The following is a 14,869-nucleotide window of genomic DNA, read 5'->3' as shown; positions in this document are numbered from 1 at the left end:
AGGGAGAACGTGCAGGACACGACGAACAAGGAGTGGTCATGGCAACTGAGGTGGAGTCCGGTGACCTCGTGCAGGCAGCCGGCCATGCGGGTCCGTGGACGGTAGTCGAAGTTCGCCAGGGCATGGCGCTGCTCGAACACAGTGACGGGCACAGGTTGTCGCGTCGAACGACGACGCTGACCGTCGTCCGCAAGGGCTCGGGCAAGAAGGCCACGGCCGTCGAAGACGGGAAAGACGAAAACGGATCGCCAACTCTGTTCGACTGAAACCGCAGCTCGACTGATTTTCCGTCAGTTCGAGAAGACGTCGTCGACGCGTTTGTCGAAATATTCGGCGATTCGGAACGCCAGTGACAGGCGTGGGTCGAAGTGACCCTTCTCGATAGAGATGACGGTCTGGCGTGTGATGCCGAGCGCGTCGGCGCACGCTTGCTGTGACAATCCGGCTGCCGTCCGGAGTTCTTGAAGGTTGTTGCGCATCAGATCTCGATAGTGGGGGTGCGGTCCCTCGACACTGCCCAGTACCGGATTCCGAAGTCGGCCAGCCCGAGGGCTGTAAACATTACGAGCGGCAGTTCGGGAGCGCCGAAGACATTGTGCGCGATCAGTGCGATCCCCATAGCAGTGATCAAGTCGGTGAACGCACCGAAGCCGGCCTTGCGACTCCATTCGGTTTCGACAGTGTCCTCAGGGTAGGCGGGGGCCTTGTTGTTCTCCGATGGAAAAAGGGCCCACGCCGACCCGATACAAGCCGGTGCCATGACGACAGCGAAGACTATGAAGGCCAACGTCTTCCGGTCGTCGGCGGTCAATGCTGCAAAAAAGCTGAAGGCCAGCGTTGCTGCGGCGCCGATACCGATGATCAGGCTCCACCGTGCAGTGGTGCTCATGAAGCCTCCCAGATGTAAGAGTTCTTTGACATGCCTGAGCGTAGGTCTCCGTATGCCTGATGTCAAAGAACTCTTACATCGCGCTGAGGGTCAAGCGATCCCGAAAGGCGCGGCGTAGGAAAACTTCCCTGTCTGATCAGCCCGGTACGCGGTGAGGGTCCTGATCTGAAAGTGAGCGCCCCACTCGGCTTCCGGAGACTCGACTCCGACGTCGGTGCTGGTGACGAATCCGAACCGGGGGTAGTAGTCGGTGCTTCCGAGAAGCGCGAGCAGTGGCACGTCCTGGGCGTCGGCTGCACCGATTGCGGCGTGCATCAGGGCCGAACCGACGCCGCTGCGCTGGTTGCCCGGCGTGACTGCCAACGGCCCGAGACCAACCGCCTCTACTTGACCGACCCATCCGCGTGTTCCGATCACGAAACCGACGATCTCGCCGCCGGCTACGGCGACCAGGGACAACTTCGGCAAGTAGTCGTCCGAGGCGAAGAGTTGGCGTGTCAGTTCGATCTCGTAGGGAGTCTCGCCGGGCGGTGCCTGGTCGGCAAACGCCGCCCCGAGCAGTGAGTAGACGGCGTCACGGTCGGAAGAAGTTTCGCGGCGGATGTACATGGCCACGAAACTACCCGCTTCATCTCCGATCGTGCTCCTCGTTTTCGGCCTGACGTGCTACTCGCTTTTCGTAGTCCGCACGCCCGTTCGGATCTACCGATGTCAGTGCGCGGCGATCGTCGATCACCCGACGTCCGATATTGATCATCCATTCGGGTACCACGGCGTCGATGAGGTCCCAGCCCGCAAGGTAACGCGGAACCGTAGTTTCGGCTCGTCGATGCGTGACGGTGTCGACGACGGCTTTGGCCACGACCTCGGGTTCAACGGTCGGCATACCCTTTCCGAGTGGCACACCGGAGGAGAGTCCGGTGCGCACGGCGCTGGGCAGGATGGCGCTGACGCTGACTCCGGAATCTGCGAATTCGACACGGGCAGAAGCCGAAAGACCCACCGCGCCGAACTTGCTTGCGTTGTACACGGCCATTCCGGGCACGGGGAGCTTGCCTGCCATGGATGCGATGTTGACGACGTGGCCCCGTCGTCGTTCCACCATGCCGGGCAGCACTGCGCGCATCCCGTGAATCGGCCCCCAGACGTTGACGTCGAGGGTGACTCGACTGGTGGCGTCGGACTCGTCGAGGAAGCCGCCGAGCGGCATCACTCCCGCATTGTTGACCAGAATGTCGATGTGACCGAATTCGCCGATCACTGTGGAGATGAACACATCCCAGGATTCGCGCGAGGTGACGTCCAGTGCGTAGCCGCGGGCCCGTGCGCCGATGGACGCGGCTGTATCGACGGCCGTCTCCTCATCGAGATCGCCGACGCAGACGAGTGCGCCGCGAGTTGCGAACAACTCCGCTGTGGCCCGGCCGATTCCGCGGCCGCCGCCGGAGATGACAACAACTGCTCCGTCGAGATCGATCGGCGGGTAGGTGGTGCCGAAGAGGCTCATGCAGTGTACTCCGGTTCGAGGGTGGTGGTGGGATCAGAGGGCGTGGTATCCGACGAAGGGTTGTCGGAGAGCGTGTGGTTGTAGGCATACGGATCGAAGTCTCGTAGGCGTCGACGCATGGCGCCGGACGACCACGGCCAGTTGAAACTGTTGCGGCCGTTGACGTCGAAGAAATAGCTTTCGCAACCACCGGCGTTGTAGACCGTGGTTCCCAGTGCTTCCTGAACCTGAGAGTTGAAGGCTGCCTGTACTTCCGGCCGCACGTCGATGGTTTGCCAGCCGTGCCGACGAGCGTGGCCGATCGCCTGCGCCACATAGTTCAGTTGGGCTTCCAAGATCATGAACGCCGACGTGTGCCCGGTGCCGAGGCTCGGGCCCAGCAGAATGAACGCGTTGGGAAATCCGCTGACGGCGGAACCGAAGTACGCCTGCGGGCTTCCCTGCCAATGGTCGTCGAGTGATCGACCTTCTCCGTCGAAAACCTTGGAGGCGATGGGCATGTCGAGGATGTGAAAGCCCGTTCCGAAGATGATGGCGTCCACCTCCGATTCCGCTCCGTCGGCGCCGATCACGGTGTTGCCGCGGATTTCTTCAACTGCATTGGCATGGACGCTGACGTTGGGTTTGCCGAGTGCCGGATAGTACGAATTCGACATGAGCAGTCGCTTGCAACCGAGGGTGTAGTCGGGTGTCAGCGCCTTGCGCAGCTTCGGATCACGGACCTGCAGGCGCAACTGGGCCGAACCGAGTTTCTGCACGATTCGCAGGATCCACGGATTGCGAAATCCCAATCCGAGCGCTTCCATGATTCCGTATTCGATGCTGCGCAGGGCTTTGTGTGCTCCCGGTACGAATCGCATGACGGACCTTTCGATCCGCGGTACGTAGTGGTCGGGTTTGGGGAGAACCCATTGAGCGGTTCGCTGGTAGAGGTGAAGTGTGGAGACTTCGGAGACGATGCGCGGAACGAACTGGACTGCCGAAGCGCCGGTACCCACGACAGCGACCCGTTTTCCGGTCAAGTCGTAGTCGTGATTCCACTGCGAGGAATGAAACACCTCGCCCTCGAACGCTTCCAGTCCGGGGATTGCCGGTGTCAAGGGTTCGTTCCACGGACCCGTGGCCGCGATCACGAAACGAGCAGTGAGTTCGCCACTGGAAGTTGTTATCTTCCAAAGGGATTGCGACGCATCCCACTGTGAGGAGAGCATTTCGACCCCGAAGCGAACATGCTTGTCGATGCCGTGGCGGAGGGCCGTATCGTCGATGTACTCGCGGATCTCCGGCTGCTCCGCGAACAAACGCGTCCAATCCGGATTGGCGGCAAAGGAATACGAGTACAGGCCGGACGGAACATCGCAGGCACAACCGGGATAGGTGTTGGCGCGCCAGGTTCCACCGAGCGAATCGGCCTTTTCGAGCAGGACGAAATTTTCGATCCCGAGGCGCTGCAGATGAATGGCTGCGCCGATTCCGGAGATCCCGCCGCCGATGATCACGACCTCGAAGTGGTCAGGTTCGTTGTTCACTGAGTCTGCGCTTTCACTGGTGGGAATGGGTGGTGTCGAACGGGTGCGCATCGAGTTCACGCTTGACGCTCGCACGTGTTGTGCGCAGGGATGATTCGAAGGTGGCGAGCCGCCGTCGGCCGTCCATGAAGTTGGCGCCCATGACGGCGAGATCGTCATCGGTGGCATCGATACGCAGGACCTTGGTGCCGGCAGCGCGAACCAGCTCGATCTCGCGGTCGAGGCCCTTGGACATGGAGTTGCGCAGGGCCCGGCGTTCGATGCGGGCAGCACCGCGCGCTGGCTTCAGCGTTCGAGATGCCATGGGCGCCAGTACGACCAGCTCGTCCAGCTCGAGGGGGAGCAGGAGGTCTACTGAAGCCGTGGATGCCGCGCCGCCGTCGATGTACCTGACGCTGTCGATGGTGACAGGTGGGAACCAGCCGGGAATCGCCCAGGACGCTCGAAGTGCTTCACCGACGGTCGCTTTCGGAGCCCCCTGTGCCCCGAATGCGACCCGCCGCCCCGTTCTGTAGTCCATGGATACCATGTACGCGTTCGGATGTGGGAGCCACGAATCGCCAGGGGCAAGTGATGCGGCGAGCGCGGTGAGCCAGGACGGGTCACCGCCACCAAGCGGTGCTATGCCGCTCATCCGGCTCAGAACCGGAAGATCTCGACGCGCCACCAGTCGTGGATTGCCGATCCCCAAGCTCGGTAGTGGTGGGATTTTTCCGGGTGCCGACGCGATGTGGGCGAGGAGTTCGGGGCGGGCCGCGGGATCACCGAGTTGCATGGCGACCAGCTCGTCGACTCCGACTCCGCTGCCGAGCATCGTCACGAACTCGGCTCCGGCGGACGTGCCGATGATTGCGGTGGCTTCGCGGGGATCCCAGTCGAGTGCCTCCCGAACCGAGGCGAGCGCGGCAACGGTCCAGGCGAAGCCGAGAGTGCCGCCGCATCCGATTGCCAAGCCGCGTTTCGGCGCGCTGTTTCGCCTGAACCCGGTCGCGGTGGTGCCGGTCACTTCTGAAGTCATATTTCGGAGACTATCAGTATCTGAATAACGTGGGTACCCCAAATATGGTTTTCCGGAGTGCGCCCGCGGGCCGCTCCCGGTATTCGGCTACCGTTGGAATCTCGATACTCAGAACCACTAGGAGGTTCCGATGGCACGATTGACCAGGCAGGAAGCGCAGGCGTTGACCCGCGAAACCTTGTTGGCGACGGCCGTCGAGCATTTTCTCGATCGCGGGTACGCCGCCGCGTCACTCGATCAGATCGCCGAGGATGCCGGCTACTCCAAGGGTGCGGTGTACTCGAACTTCAAGAACAAAGACGAGTTGTGCGCTGAAGTGCTCGGCCGAATCAGGTTGACCAAGGTCGGTGAGATCACCGCCCAGCTCGGAGCGAAGTCGACGCTCGACGACGCGGTGGCCGAGTTCGCGCGATGGGCCGAGCGGACGATCGGGGACCAGAGGTGGACTCTGCTCGAGGTCGAGTTCTCGGTCCGGTCACGGCACAGCGAGGACATTCGAGCGAAAATCGCGGCGGGTGCCGACCAAGTGCGCGGACTGATCGCCGGAATGGTGCAGCACCTCACCGAATCCAACAATGTGACGCCGACAATGGACCCGAATGCGGCGGCCCTTCGAATGCTCAGCGTCGGAATCGGTTTGGGTCTTCAGCGTGCGATCAGCCCAGAGCTTCCCGTCGATCCGTTGGTGGATACGGTGCGCGAAATATTACTGGGTGGGTGAAACTGTTGGGCGGGCAAGGAGTACTCGCAGCATTCCGCCGATCTCGGCGACAGCGGCGCGTGAACCGGCGCTCGGTCCCAGAACATTGACGAAGCCGTGGATGAATCCGGGATAGCGTCGATCCGTCACGTGAACACCGTTGTCGCGCAATCGAGCTGCGTAGGCTTCGCCTTCGTCCCGGAGTGGATCGAATCCCGCCGTGATCACGATGGCTGGTGGCAGTCCGGCCACATCGGGGGCGCGTAGCGGCGACACCATCGGGTCGAGTCGATCGGCATCGCTGCCGAGGAAGCTGGACTCGTAGAAGTTCATGTTGGCCTCGGTCAGGAAGAAGCCTCCACCGAACGTCGTTCTCGACGGCGCCTTCTCGTGAAAGTCGGTCGCGGGATAGATCAACAGTTGTGCTGCCGGAGGGGTCTTGCCGTCGTCGCGGGCACGCAGCGCCACCGTTGCCGACAGGTGCCCACCCGCGCTGTCGCCGCCGACAGCGATGCGCCTCGGGTCTGCACCGAACTCTTCGGCGCGGTCGACGATGTCGAGGTAGGCGGCGTAGGCGTCGTGTACCGGTGTGGGGAAAGCGAATTCGGGCGCGAGCCGGTAGTCGACCGAGACGACCCGTGCGCCGGAAGTCTCGGCCAACAGGCGGCACGGAGCATCGTGGGATTCGATGCCGCCCTGCACCCAGCCGCCGCCGTGGAAGTAGACGAGTAGAGCGCCGGTGTCGGCGCTCGGAACATAGAGCCGAGCTCGAAGTGGGCCGTCGGCGCCCGACACGGAAATCTCTTCGGTGTGGACCGGTGCGGGCCGACCGCCCATCATGATCGCCGTTCGGGTGAGATTGGCGCGAGCAGCGGCGAGTGACTGGGAATCGGTTGTATGCGACGGTAGTGGCCGCGTCTTCGCGAGCGTGAGCAGCAGGTGTGCGTCGGCGTCGAGCGTGTTGCCCTCGATGACGACGGGTGGACCGGTGATTCGGCGTTTCACCGCGCTGGGCAGCGCGAATGCGGCTGCCACCAAAGATGCTTCGGCGCGATCTCGAATGCTGCGGCTGCTGGCCTGCTTCACGGATTCCGACACGTGGCGCACACTACCAAGCATGACTACTGCGGCACTGTCGATCACGCAGATCGAGAACACACACCTGGTTCGGTGCGGTCACGCCAATTGGGTACTGGTCGAAGAGGGGTCCGATCTGACGCTGATCGACGGCGGATACCCGGCCAACGGGGCCGACGTCGAACGCTCGATCGAGCAGATCGGTCACCAGCTCGGGGATGTTCGGGCAATCCTCGTCACTCACGCGCACGTTGATCACATCGGCGGAATCGCGGACATCGTGACTCGGCTCGAGGTTCCGGTCCTGATGGATCCGTTGGAGGTGCCCCACGCGAAGCGGGAGTATCTGCAGCAGTTGTCGCCGGCGAAAGCTCCGTTGCTGTTGTGGCGGCGAGGTGCTCCGAAGTGGCTTCGCGACGTGATCGGAGCGGGCGCGTTGAAAGGAGCGGAACTGCCTCACGCACAGGCCTTTGCGTCCGGTGGCGCGCTGGATATCCCAGGCCGTATCGTGCCGATCCCCACTCACGGGCACACCGACGGCCACAGCGCTTACCTGGTCCCCGACGCAGGCGTCGTCGCGTCGGGTGACGCTTTGGTGACCGGACACGCGACGTCGAGCGTCGCCGGACCACAATTTCTGGTGTGCCCTTTCAATCATGACCGTGAAGCGACGGACCAGGCGTTGGACAAGATCGCCGCTGCACCTGCCGGCGTGCTGTTTCCCGGACACGGTCCGGTCTACGAAGGCAGCCTGGCTGCCGCAGTCGAACAGGCCCGAGCCGGCCGGACAAGGATGCGTCCATGACTACTGTCGAAACGGTCGACGAAGGTGCAGTGCACGGTTTCCTGCATCGGCCTGATTCTGTGTCCTTCGCGTCGCCCGTCGCCACGCTTGCACTGACTCACGGCGCCGGAAGTAACTGCGACACTGTGCTGTTGCGTGCTGTTGCGGACGGCTTTGCCGTGGCGGGAGTGCAAGTTCTCCGATTCGATCTCGCGTTTCGGGTGCGTCGAGCTTCAGGCCCGCCACATCCCTCGCGCGCTGCGGAGGATCGCGCGGGCATTGCCGAGGTGATTGCCGCTGTTCACGCGGACTACTCGGTGCCCGGACCTGTTCTGCTCGGCGGACATTCGTACGGCGGGCGGCAAGCGTCGATGCTGGCGTCGGAGAACCCAGGACTCGTCGACGGACTCGTTCTGCTGTCCTACCCACTGCATCCACCGAAGAAGCCCGAGAAGCTCAGAACGGAACACCTTCCCGAGTTGAACACACCGACCGTTGTCGTCCACGGATCGAAGGACGAGTTCGCGACCACGGAGGAGATTCGGGCTGCACTTGCGCTGATTCCAGCACCGACGCGATTGGTGGAGTTCGAGGGGGCTCGACACGACTTGTCCGTGGTGAAATTCCCGGTGGTCGAACAGGCAGTCGCCGCAGCAACAGAACTGTTCACGCTCGGACATTGACGCGCCGGTTGCCCGTGTCGGTGGTTCCTGGTGAGATCGAAGCATGAGTGCCCAGCAGTATCAGCCCAGTGCCCTGTCCGACGTCACGGTGAGCGTCGACGGCGACGACACAGTCGTCAGCTTTCCCCGGGTGCTGCCGTATCCGGTCGAGAAGGTGTGGGAGGCGATCACCGACCCGGAGATGTTGGCGCAATGGACGCCGTACACCGCCGATCGGAATCTGAGCCGCACGGGCGACGCCGTGATCACCATGCTCACCGAGGACGGCGCCCCCGAAATGTCGTTGCCGGTCAGTGTTCACGTCGTGGAGACCACCCGGCGTCTCGAACACGAGTGGGGCCCGGACGAATTGGTGTGGGACCTGACCCCGGTCGAAGGCGGTACCCGAGTCGTGCTGACGCAGAGGTCGCGGGCTGAGGGGATGGCGTCGGCGCTCGCTGCGGGGTGGCATTTGTGCTTCGACGTACTCGATGCCCTTCTCGCGGGTGAGCCCTTCGGTCCGATCGTGGGTGAACGGGCACGCGAGTACGGCTGGGACGCGCTCAACTCCGGCTACGCGCGACGGTTGGGTATCGACGAATCTCAGGTCTGGTAGCTGCTCAGAGTTCTCGGGCGGCGGGCGTTCTGGTGGAGGCTCGCACGATCAGTTCGACGGGAAGCTTCACGGATTCGACGTTCCTGCCGGCGATCAATGCGAGCAGGTGTTCGAGCCCCGTCGCGCCGATCTTGCGGGCGGGGGACCTCACCGTCGTCAGTGGCACCGGGAGTTGGGAGACAACCGGGATGTCGTTGTAGCCGACCAGTGCAAGATCGTCCGGAATGCTCAACCCGAGATCGCGGGCCACACCGAGTACGCCGATCGCGATGGTGTCGCTCACCGTGAAGACGGCGTCGGGCCGTGAATCCCCACCGAGCAGTATTGCCGCCGCATCGACACCCCCTTGAACTTCGAACTCGGACGCCACTATTCGGTTCGGCGGTAGTTCCAAGCCCGCTTCGGCCAGGGCGTCGCGGAAACCTGCGACGCGTTCACGTGAAGTGCTGGCGTGATCCGGTCCGGCGATCACACCGAGATCGCGATAGCCGCAATCCAGTAAATGCCTTCCCGCGAGGTAGCCGCCGAGGCGGTCGTCGCCGCTGACAAATGGCAGGCTTCGGTTCGCGGACGACGTCGCCGGGTCGATGTGCCGGTTCAGCAGCAAGATCGGTAGCGAGCGCAGGGGGAGTGAGTCGACAAAATCGGTACCCGGCAGGTGGATGCTGCTCAGCATGAGCCCGTCGACCTGGCGGCTGACCAGGAACTCGACTGCTTTGCGCTGCGCGTCCAGATCGTCAGGTGGGCTGGAGAGCAGGACCGAGTAACCCTCCGCGGTGGCAGCCTCCTCGATGCCCTGGAACATGGTGGCCACCACGACGTCCGTCAGCCTCGGCATCACGACGCCGATGGTGGTGGTCTTTCGGGTACGCAGGCTGGCCGCCCACAGGTTCGGTTGGTAACCAAGCTCCTCGGCGACCTGACGAACTCGGAGCGCGGAGTCGGACCAACCATCGGCGGGCTCGGGCTGACGGAGGACCCGCGACGCCGTCGAGATGTGGACCCCGGCCTGGTCGGCGATTTCGCGCAGCGTCGGCGGACGGCCGTTGCTGCGGGTCGACGGATCGGGCGTCATCTGCGTCGGGGCTCCTGGTGTGCGTCGGTTCTGTGTCGGCCGGCTGTTCGGGGATTGACGGGTGTGTAACCGGGCTCTAGTCTAGGCGATGCAAACGATTGCGCAATCGTTCTCGCAAAGGATTGCGCCCGAGAACACTGGAGGCCCCGTGAACACGCCGCAGTCCCTGTCCGAGCTTTTTGCCATCGACACCCTGCTGGACGCCGAGGAGATCGCGATACGCGACACGGTCCGCAAGATGGTCGACGATCGCATCCGCCCGCACATCGGCGAATGGTTCGAGGCGGCAGCATTGCCGGCTCGTGAGCTGGCCAAGGAGCTGGGCGAGCTCGGCGTACTGGGCATGCACCTCGAAGGCTACGGCTGTGCCGGGATGAGCGCGACGGCGTACGGGTTGGCCTGCCAGGAACTGGAAGCTGTCGATTCGGGCATTCGCAGCCTCGTCTCGGTCCAGGGTTCGCTCGCCATGTTCGCGATTCACCACAACGGAAGTGAAGAGCAGAAGGAAGAGTGGCTCCCGCGGATGGCGGCCGGTGAAGCCATCGGTTGCTTCGGTCTCACGGAACCCGATTTCGGATCCAACCCCGGCGGCATGCGAACCAACGCCAAGCGCGACGGTGACGACTGGATCCTCAACGGCACCAAGATGTGGATCACCAACGGCTCCATCGCGGACGTCGCCGTGGTCTGGGCGCGCACCGACGACGGAGTGCGCGGATTTGTCGTTCCCACCGACACTCCGGGATTCTCCGCCCCCGAGATCAAGAACAAGATGTCGCTGCGGGCGTCGGTCACGTCGGAACTGGTGCTCGAGGACGTGCGTCTGCCTGCCTCGGCGATGCTGCCCAAGGCTCGCGGACTTTCCGGCCCGCTCGGCTGCCTCAACGAGGCCCGCTTCGGGATCATCTTCGGAGCGATGGGTGCAGCACGTGACTGCCTCGAGACCGCGATCTCGTACGCGCGTGATCGCAAGGTCTTCGACAAGTCGCTCGCCGCGTACCAGATCACTCAGGCCAAGATCGCTGACATGGCAGTCGAATTGGGCAAGGGTCAGTTGCTCGCAATCCACCTCGGACGTCTCAAGGATGCTGGGACGGTTCGTCCCGAGCAGGTCAGCACCGGCAAGCTCAACAACGTCCGCGAAGCCATCAAGATCGCCCGTGAGTGCCGAACCATCCTGGGTGCCAACGGCATCACGCTCGAATACCCCGTGATTCGGCACGCCAACAACCTCGAATCCGTTCTCACCTACGAGGGCACCTCCGAGGTTCACCAGCTGGTGATCGGTCGCGCTCTCACCGGTGAAGAAGCGTTCCGGTGACGGTAGACGCTGTCGGAGCGCTCGACGGGTTGGTGATCGCGGATTTCGGCCGCGTCCTCGCCGGCCCGTACGCCACGATGATTCTTGCCGATCTCGGCGCGGAGGTCGTCAAGATCGAGCGGCCGGGTGTCGGCGACGATACTCGCAGCTGGGGCCCGCCGTGGGTGGGGGACGAGTCGAGCTACTTCTTGTCGGTGAACCGCAACAAGAAGTCGGTCACTCTGGACCTGCGCGAGCGCGCGGATCTGGAGAGTGCACGCGAGCTGGTTCGCAGTGCGGACGTCGTGGTGCAGAACTTCCTGCCGGGAACGATGGACCGTCTGGGGCTGGGCTACGACGCTGTCCGAGAAATGAATCCGCGTGCGGTCTACTGCTCGATCAGCGGCTTCGGTGGCAACAATTCTCTGCCGGGGTACGACCTGTTGATTCAGGCGGTCGGCGGATTGATGAGTATCACGGGTCCCGATTCCAAGACTCCCACCAAGGTCGGTGTCGCGGTGGTCGACGTCATCACCGGCTTGCATGCCAGCGTGGGAATCCTTGCAGCGCTGCGCCACCGCGATCGAACGGGCGAAGGGCAGCACGTCGAGGTCAATCTGTTGTCCTCGTTGCTGTCCGCACTGGCCAACCAGTCGTCCGGCTACGTTGCCGCGGGCGTGGTGCCCCAGGCAATGGGCAACCGACATCCGAGCATCGCGCCCTACGAGGTGTTCGACACCGCGGACCGCCCGCTGGTCCTCGCTGTCGGCAATGATCGGCAATTCGGTTCTTTGACAGAGGTTCTCGGAGTTCCCGAACTTGCCGCTGATTCGCGTTTCGCGTCCAACAGTGACAGGGTTGCGCATCGAGAAGAACTGTTCGACGCCGTCACTGCTGCATTGGCCAAGGGCACTGCAGACTCGTGGTTCGAGGCACTGACCGAGCGAGGTGTTCCGTGTGGGCCTCTCAACGACATCGCCGACGCGATAGCGCTGGCGGAGCGGCTGGATCTCGATCCGGTGGTGACCATCGACGATCCTCGTCGCGATGCACCGACTCGGCAGGTAGCCAATCCGATTCGGATGAGCGGCACGCCGGCAACCTATCGGTCGGCCCCGCCGCGGTTGGGTGAGGACAGCGTTCCCACTCCCTCCGGAGTCAGTTGACCCAAGCGAATCGGCCACCGGAATACCGGTGGCCGATCTGCGTGTATGGCTGACTCAGCTGACCTTCAGGACCAGCTTTCCGGTGTTCGCACCGGCAAAGAGAAGATTGAGGCTGTCGCCGAATGCGTCGATACCCCCGTCGACGACATGTTCGCGGGCCGTCAATTCGCCACTCTTGATCCACTTTCCGATCTGCTCCTGCGCTTCTGCATAGCGATCGAGGTAGTCGAAGACCACGAAGCCGGCCATCGTGGCCCGGTTGACGAGAAGTGACAGGTAGTGCGCGGGGCCGGGCTGAGGTTCGGTGGCGTTGTAGCCCGCGATGGCGCCGCAGATGACCACCCGAGCGCCGAGACGCAAACGGGAGAGCGCGGCGTCGAGAATTTCTCCGCCGACGTTGTCGAAGTACACGTCGATACCGTCGGGAGCATTGGACTTGAGCGCCTTGTAGACGGATTCGTTCTTGTAGTCGATGGCGACATCGAAGCCGAGGTCTTCGGTGAGCCACGCGCACTTCTCCGGACCACCAGCGATGCCGATGACCTTGCAGCCGTGGATCTTTGCGATCTGGCCGACGAGGCTGCCAACGGCGCCTGCCGCGCCGGATACTACGACGGTGTCACCGTCCTTCAGCTTTCCGACGTCGAGCAGTCCGAAATATGCGGTGACGCCGGGGAATCCGAGAGCACCGAGCCAAGTCGGTAGGGGAGCGATCGATTCGTCGACCCGCGTGACATCGTTGCCATCGGAAACACCGTATTCGGAAGCGCCGAACGATCCGGCGACGATGTCACCGACCTGGTAATCGGGGTGTTGCGACTCGGTGATGCGTCCGACGCCGTGGGCGCGCATGACGGAACCGAGCTTGACCGGGGGAACGTACGACTTGACGTCGTTGAGCCAACCGCGCATCGCGGGGTCGAGGGAGAGGTATTCGACCTTGACGACAAACTCGCCCGGTCCGGCGGACGGGATCTCGGCGTCGACATATTCCCAGGTGGAAGCGTCGGGAAGTCCTGTCGGGCGGGCGGCGAGGCGTACTTGGCGGTTGGTCATCTCTCCCCTTCGGCGAAACGAATTGAACTTGAGGCCGGATTCAATATAGGTGATGGATCACGAACTGGGAAGAGTTGGATGAACCGATTGGCGACTATGTATGTTCGATCGATGAGCAATGTGGTCGAAGACGCGCCTGGTTGGTTCACTCGGGCGCTGGAAGCGCCGGTCGAGACGGGGTCGGTGGAGGTCGAGGGCGCTTCGGTGCACTTTCGGGCTTGGGGGTCGGCGGGGCCGGGAATCGTGCTGATTCACGGCGGCGCAGCCCACAGTCGCTGGTGGGATCACATCGCGCCGCAGTTCTCCGAGGGATGCCGCGTTGTCGCTCTCGACTTGACGGGGCACGGCGACAGTGACACTCGCGACGCCTACGCGATGTCCCAGTGGGCTCGCGAGGTGCTGGCGGCGGCTGAGGCCGGGGGAATCGACGGCAAGCCGATTCTGGTGGGGCACAGCATGGGTGGGATTGTTGCTTTCGTGGCCTCACATCTGCACGGCGAGTTGTTGGACGGCGTTGTCATCATCGATTCTCCACTCAAGGCGCGTACGCCCGAAGAAGAGGCAGCTCGACGCCAGAATGCGTTCGGCCCCAAGAAGGTTTACTCCTCCAGAGAAGATGCGATGGACCGATTCCGCTTCGTCCCGCCGCAGGACTCGGGGGTACCCGCAGTGCGTGATCATGTGGCGGCCACGTCGATGGAGGAAGTCGAGGGTGGTTGGTCGTGGAAATTCGATCCGAACTTCTTTCTTCGTGTTGGCGCCGAGGATGTTATGGGCAGCGAACCACGTTGCCGCGTAGCGTATTTCCGGGCCGAGAACGGAATTGTGTCCGACCGGCTCATGGAGCACATGCGCGGATTGTTCGGACCGGAGGCCATCGTGGCGGAGATTCCCGAAGCCGGACATCACGTCATGATCGATCAGCCGTTGCAACTCGTGACCGGGGTGCGAACTGTGTTGAGTGCGTGGGCCGTCACAAATCAAGTGCCAGTAAATCAAGTGGCAGGTAACTTCGAGGAAAGGGCAGAAGCATGAGCACGGAATTGACGCTTGAACCGAAAGTCGAAGCTGCACTGAAGCTGTGGCACAACATGATCGAGACCGGTGATCTGTCGGCGCTACCGACCATCGTCGCGCCTGACGCGCAGTTCCGATCGCCCACCGGATTCAAGCCGTACCAGTCCGCGGATGCCGTTGTGCTCATTCTCAATACGGTGATCCAGGTGTTCGAGAATTTCGAGTACCACCGTCAGTTCGCCGGAGCCGACGGCCGGCAGGTCGTTCTCGAATTCAGTGCGAACATCGGCGACAAGAGCCTCAAGGGAATCGACATGGTCGAATTCGACGAGGACGGCAAGATCGTCGATTTCGAGGTCATGGTGCGTCCGGCCAGCGGGCTCGCCGCATTGGCTGCCGAGATGGGCCGCAGGCTCGGGCAGACGTTACCGACTTACAAGGCCTGACCTGAGTCTGGCGCGGGCCGAGTCTGC

The 14,869-nt window shown here is 63.0% G+C and carries 18 protein-coding genes; 9 read left to right on the top strand and 9 right to left on the bottom strand.

Annotated elements, in window-relative coordinates:
* Positions 1-38 precede the first annotated feature (38 nt).
* On the top strand, positions 39-266 hold the full coding sequence (locus ACSW29_RS17105; protein ID WP_030535223.1) for a hypothetical protein: 228 nt from the start codon (positions 39-41) through the stop codon (positions 264-266).
* Between the two features lie 24 nt (positions 267-290).
* On the opposite strand, the gene ACSW29_RS17100 is transcribed toward ACSW29_RS17105, so the two are convergent.
* The 6 genes from ACSW29_RS17100 to ACSW29_RS17075 all read right to left on the bottom strand — a co-directional run bounded on the left by ACSW29_RS17100 (position 291) and on the right by ACSW29_RS17075 (position 4,943).
* Complete coding sequence (locus tag ACSW29_RS17100) at positions 291-479, bottom strand: helix-turn-helix transcriptional regulator (RefSeq protein WP_230814709.1); 189 nt, start codon at positions 477-479, stop codon at positions 291-293.
* Complete coding sequence (locus tag ACSW29_RS17095) at positions 479-889, bottom strand: hypothetical protein (protein WP_230814708.1); 411 nt, start codon at positions 887-889, stop codon at positions 479-481. Before ACSW29_RS17095 ends, ACSW29_RS17100 begins: the two co-directional genes overlap by 1 nt.
* A 90-nt stretch (positions 890-979) precedes the next feature.
* A complete protein-coding gene (locus ACSW29_RS17090; protein WP_448278165.1) occupies positions 980-1,498 on the bottom strand; it encodes a GNAT family N-acetyltransferase in 519 nt (172 codons plus the stop codon).
* A 19-nt stretch (positions 1,499-1,517) separates the two neighbouring features.
* Positions 1,518-2,396, bottom strand: a complete 879-nt coding sequence (locus ACSW29_RS17085) for an SDR family oxidoreductase (RefSeq protein ID WP_317825615.1) — start codon at positions 2,394-2,396, stop codon at positions 1,518-1,520.
* The gene (locus tag ACSW29_RS17080) at positions 2,393-3,925 is read right to left on the bottom strand and encodes a flavin-containing monooxygenase (protein WP_448277806.1); all 1,533 of its coding nucleotides are present in this window, start codon (positions 3,923-3,925) and stop codon (positions 2,393-2,395) included. The genes ACSW29_RS17085 and ACSW29_RS17080 overlap by 4 nt, the downstream gene beginning before the upstream one ends.
* Before the next feature lie 13 nt (positions 3,926-3,938).
* Positions 3,939-4,943, bottom strand: coding sequence for a patatin-like phospholipase family protein (locus ACSW29_RS17075; RefSeq protein ID WP_448277805.1), 1,005 nt, complete (start codon positions 4,941-4,943; stop codon positions 3,939-3,941).
* A 130-nt stretch (positions 4,944-5,073) separates the two neighbouring features.
* On the opposite strand from ACSW29_RS17075, the gene ACSW29_RS17070 reads away from it, so the two are divergent.
* A complete protein-coding gene (locus tag ACSW29_RS17070; RefSeq protein ID WP_317825612.1) occupies positions 5,074-5,664 on the top strand; it encodes a TetR/AcrR family transcriptional regulator in 591 nt (196 codons plus the stop codon).
* On the opposite strand, the gene ACSW29_RS17065 is transcribed toward ACSW29_RS17070, so the two are convergent.
* A complete protein-coding gene (locus ACSW29_RS17065) occupies positions 5,650-6,741 on the bottom strand; it encodes an alpha/beta hydrolase (protein ID WP_347874615.1) in 1,092 nt (363 codons plus the stop codon). The two genes, ACSW29_RS17070 and ACSW29_RS17065, sit on opposite strands and share 15 nt — an antisense overlap.
* 19 nt (positions 6,742-6,760) lie before the next feature.
* Here ACSW29_RS17065 and ACSW29_RS17060 point away from each other — a divergent pair, with 19 nt between their 5' ends.
* From ACSW29_RS17060 to ACSW29_RS17050, 3 genes are read left to right on the top strand one after another with little or no spacing between them, the layout of a single operon-like run.
* Positions 6,761-7,525, top strand: a complete 765-nt coding sequence (locus tag ACSW29_RS17060) for an MBL fold metallo-hydrolase (protein WP_448277804.1) — start codon at positions 6,761-6,763, stop codon at positions 7,523-7,525.
* Positions 7,522-8,187 (top strand): alpha/beta hydrolase family protein, encoded by a 666-nt coding sequence (locus ACSW29_RS17055; RefSeq protein WP_448277803.1) that lies wholly within the window; start codon positions 7,522-7,524, stop codon positions 8,185-8,187. The genes ACSW29_RS17060 and ACSW29_RS17055 overlap by 4 nt, the downstream gene beginning before the upstream one ends.
* 43 nt (positions 8,188-8,230) lie before the next feature.
* Positions 8,231-8,782, top strand: coding sequence for an SRPBCC family protein (locus tag ACSW29_RS17050; protein ID WP_378542803.1), 552 nt, complete (start codon positions 8,231-8,233; stop codon positions 8,780-8,782).
* A 4-nt stretch (positions 8,783-8,786) separates the two neighbouring features.
* Here ACSW29_RS17050 and ACSW29_RS17045 read toward each other — a convergent pair whose 3' ends face one another.
* Positions 8,787-9,857 (bottom strand): LacI family DNA-binding transcriptional regulator, encoded by a 1,071-nt coding sequence (locus tag ACSW29_RS17045; protein WP_448277802.1) that lies wholly within the window; start codon positions 9,855-9,857, stop codon positions 8,787-8,789.
* 148 nt (positions 9,858-10,005) lie between these two features.
* Here ACSW29_RS17045 and ACSW29_RS17040 point away from each other — a divergent pair, with 148 nt between their 5' ends.
* Both ACSW29_RS17040 and ACSW29_RS17035 read left to right on the top strand, forming a co-directional pair.
* Positions 10,006-11,178, top strand: a complete 1,173-nt coding sequence (locus ACSW29_RS17040; RefSeq protein ID WP_347874610.1) for an acyl-CoA dehydrogenase family protein — start codon at positions 10,006-10,008, stop codon at positions 11,176-11,178.
* Positions 11,175-12,323 (top strand): CaiB/BaiF CoA transferase family protein, encoded by a 1,149-nt coding sequence (locus tag ACSW29_RS17035; protein WP_448277801.1) that lies wholly within the window; start codon positions 11,175-11,177, stop codon positions 12,321-12,323. Before ACSW29_RS17040 ends, ACSW29_RS17035 begins: the two co-directional genes overlap by 4 nt.
* Before the next feature lie 54 nt (positions 12,324-12,377).
* On the opposite strand, the gene ACSW29_RS17030 is transcribed toward ACSW29_RS17035, so the two are convergent.
* A complete protein-coding gene (locus ACSW29_RS17030) occupies positions 12,378-13,379 on the bottom strand; it encodes an NADP-dependent oxidoreductase (protein ID WP_347874608.1) in 1,002 nt (333 codons plus the stop codon).
* Between the two features lie 111 nt (positions 13,380-13,490).
* Between ACSW29_RS17030 and ACSW29_RS17025 the strand changes: the two genes are divergently transcribed.
* Positions 13,491-14,414: an alpha/beta fold hydrolase gene (locus ACSW29_RS17025; RefSeq protein ID WP_448277800.1), complete on the top strand. Its 924-nt coding sequence runs from the start codon at positions 13,491-13,493 to the stop codon at positions 14,412-14,414.
* Positions 14,411-14,842 (top strand): nuclear transport factor 2 family protein, encoded by a 432-nt coding sequence (locus ACSW29_RS17020; protein WP_448277799.1) that lies wholly within the window; start codon positions 14,411-14,413, stop codon positions 14,840-14,842. Before ACSW29_RS17025 ends, ACSW29_RS17020 begins: the two co-directional genes overlap by 4 nt.
* Positions 14,843-14,869: the final 27 nt, after the last annotated feature.

The organism is Rhodococcus sp. GB-02 (genome assembly GCF_053470465.1).
This window is presented reverse-complemented; position numbering and strand designations above follow the sequence as displayed.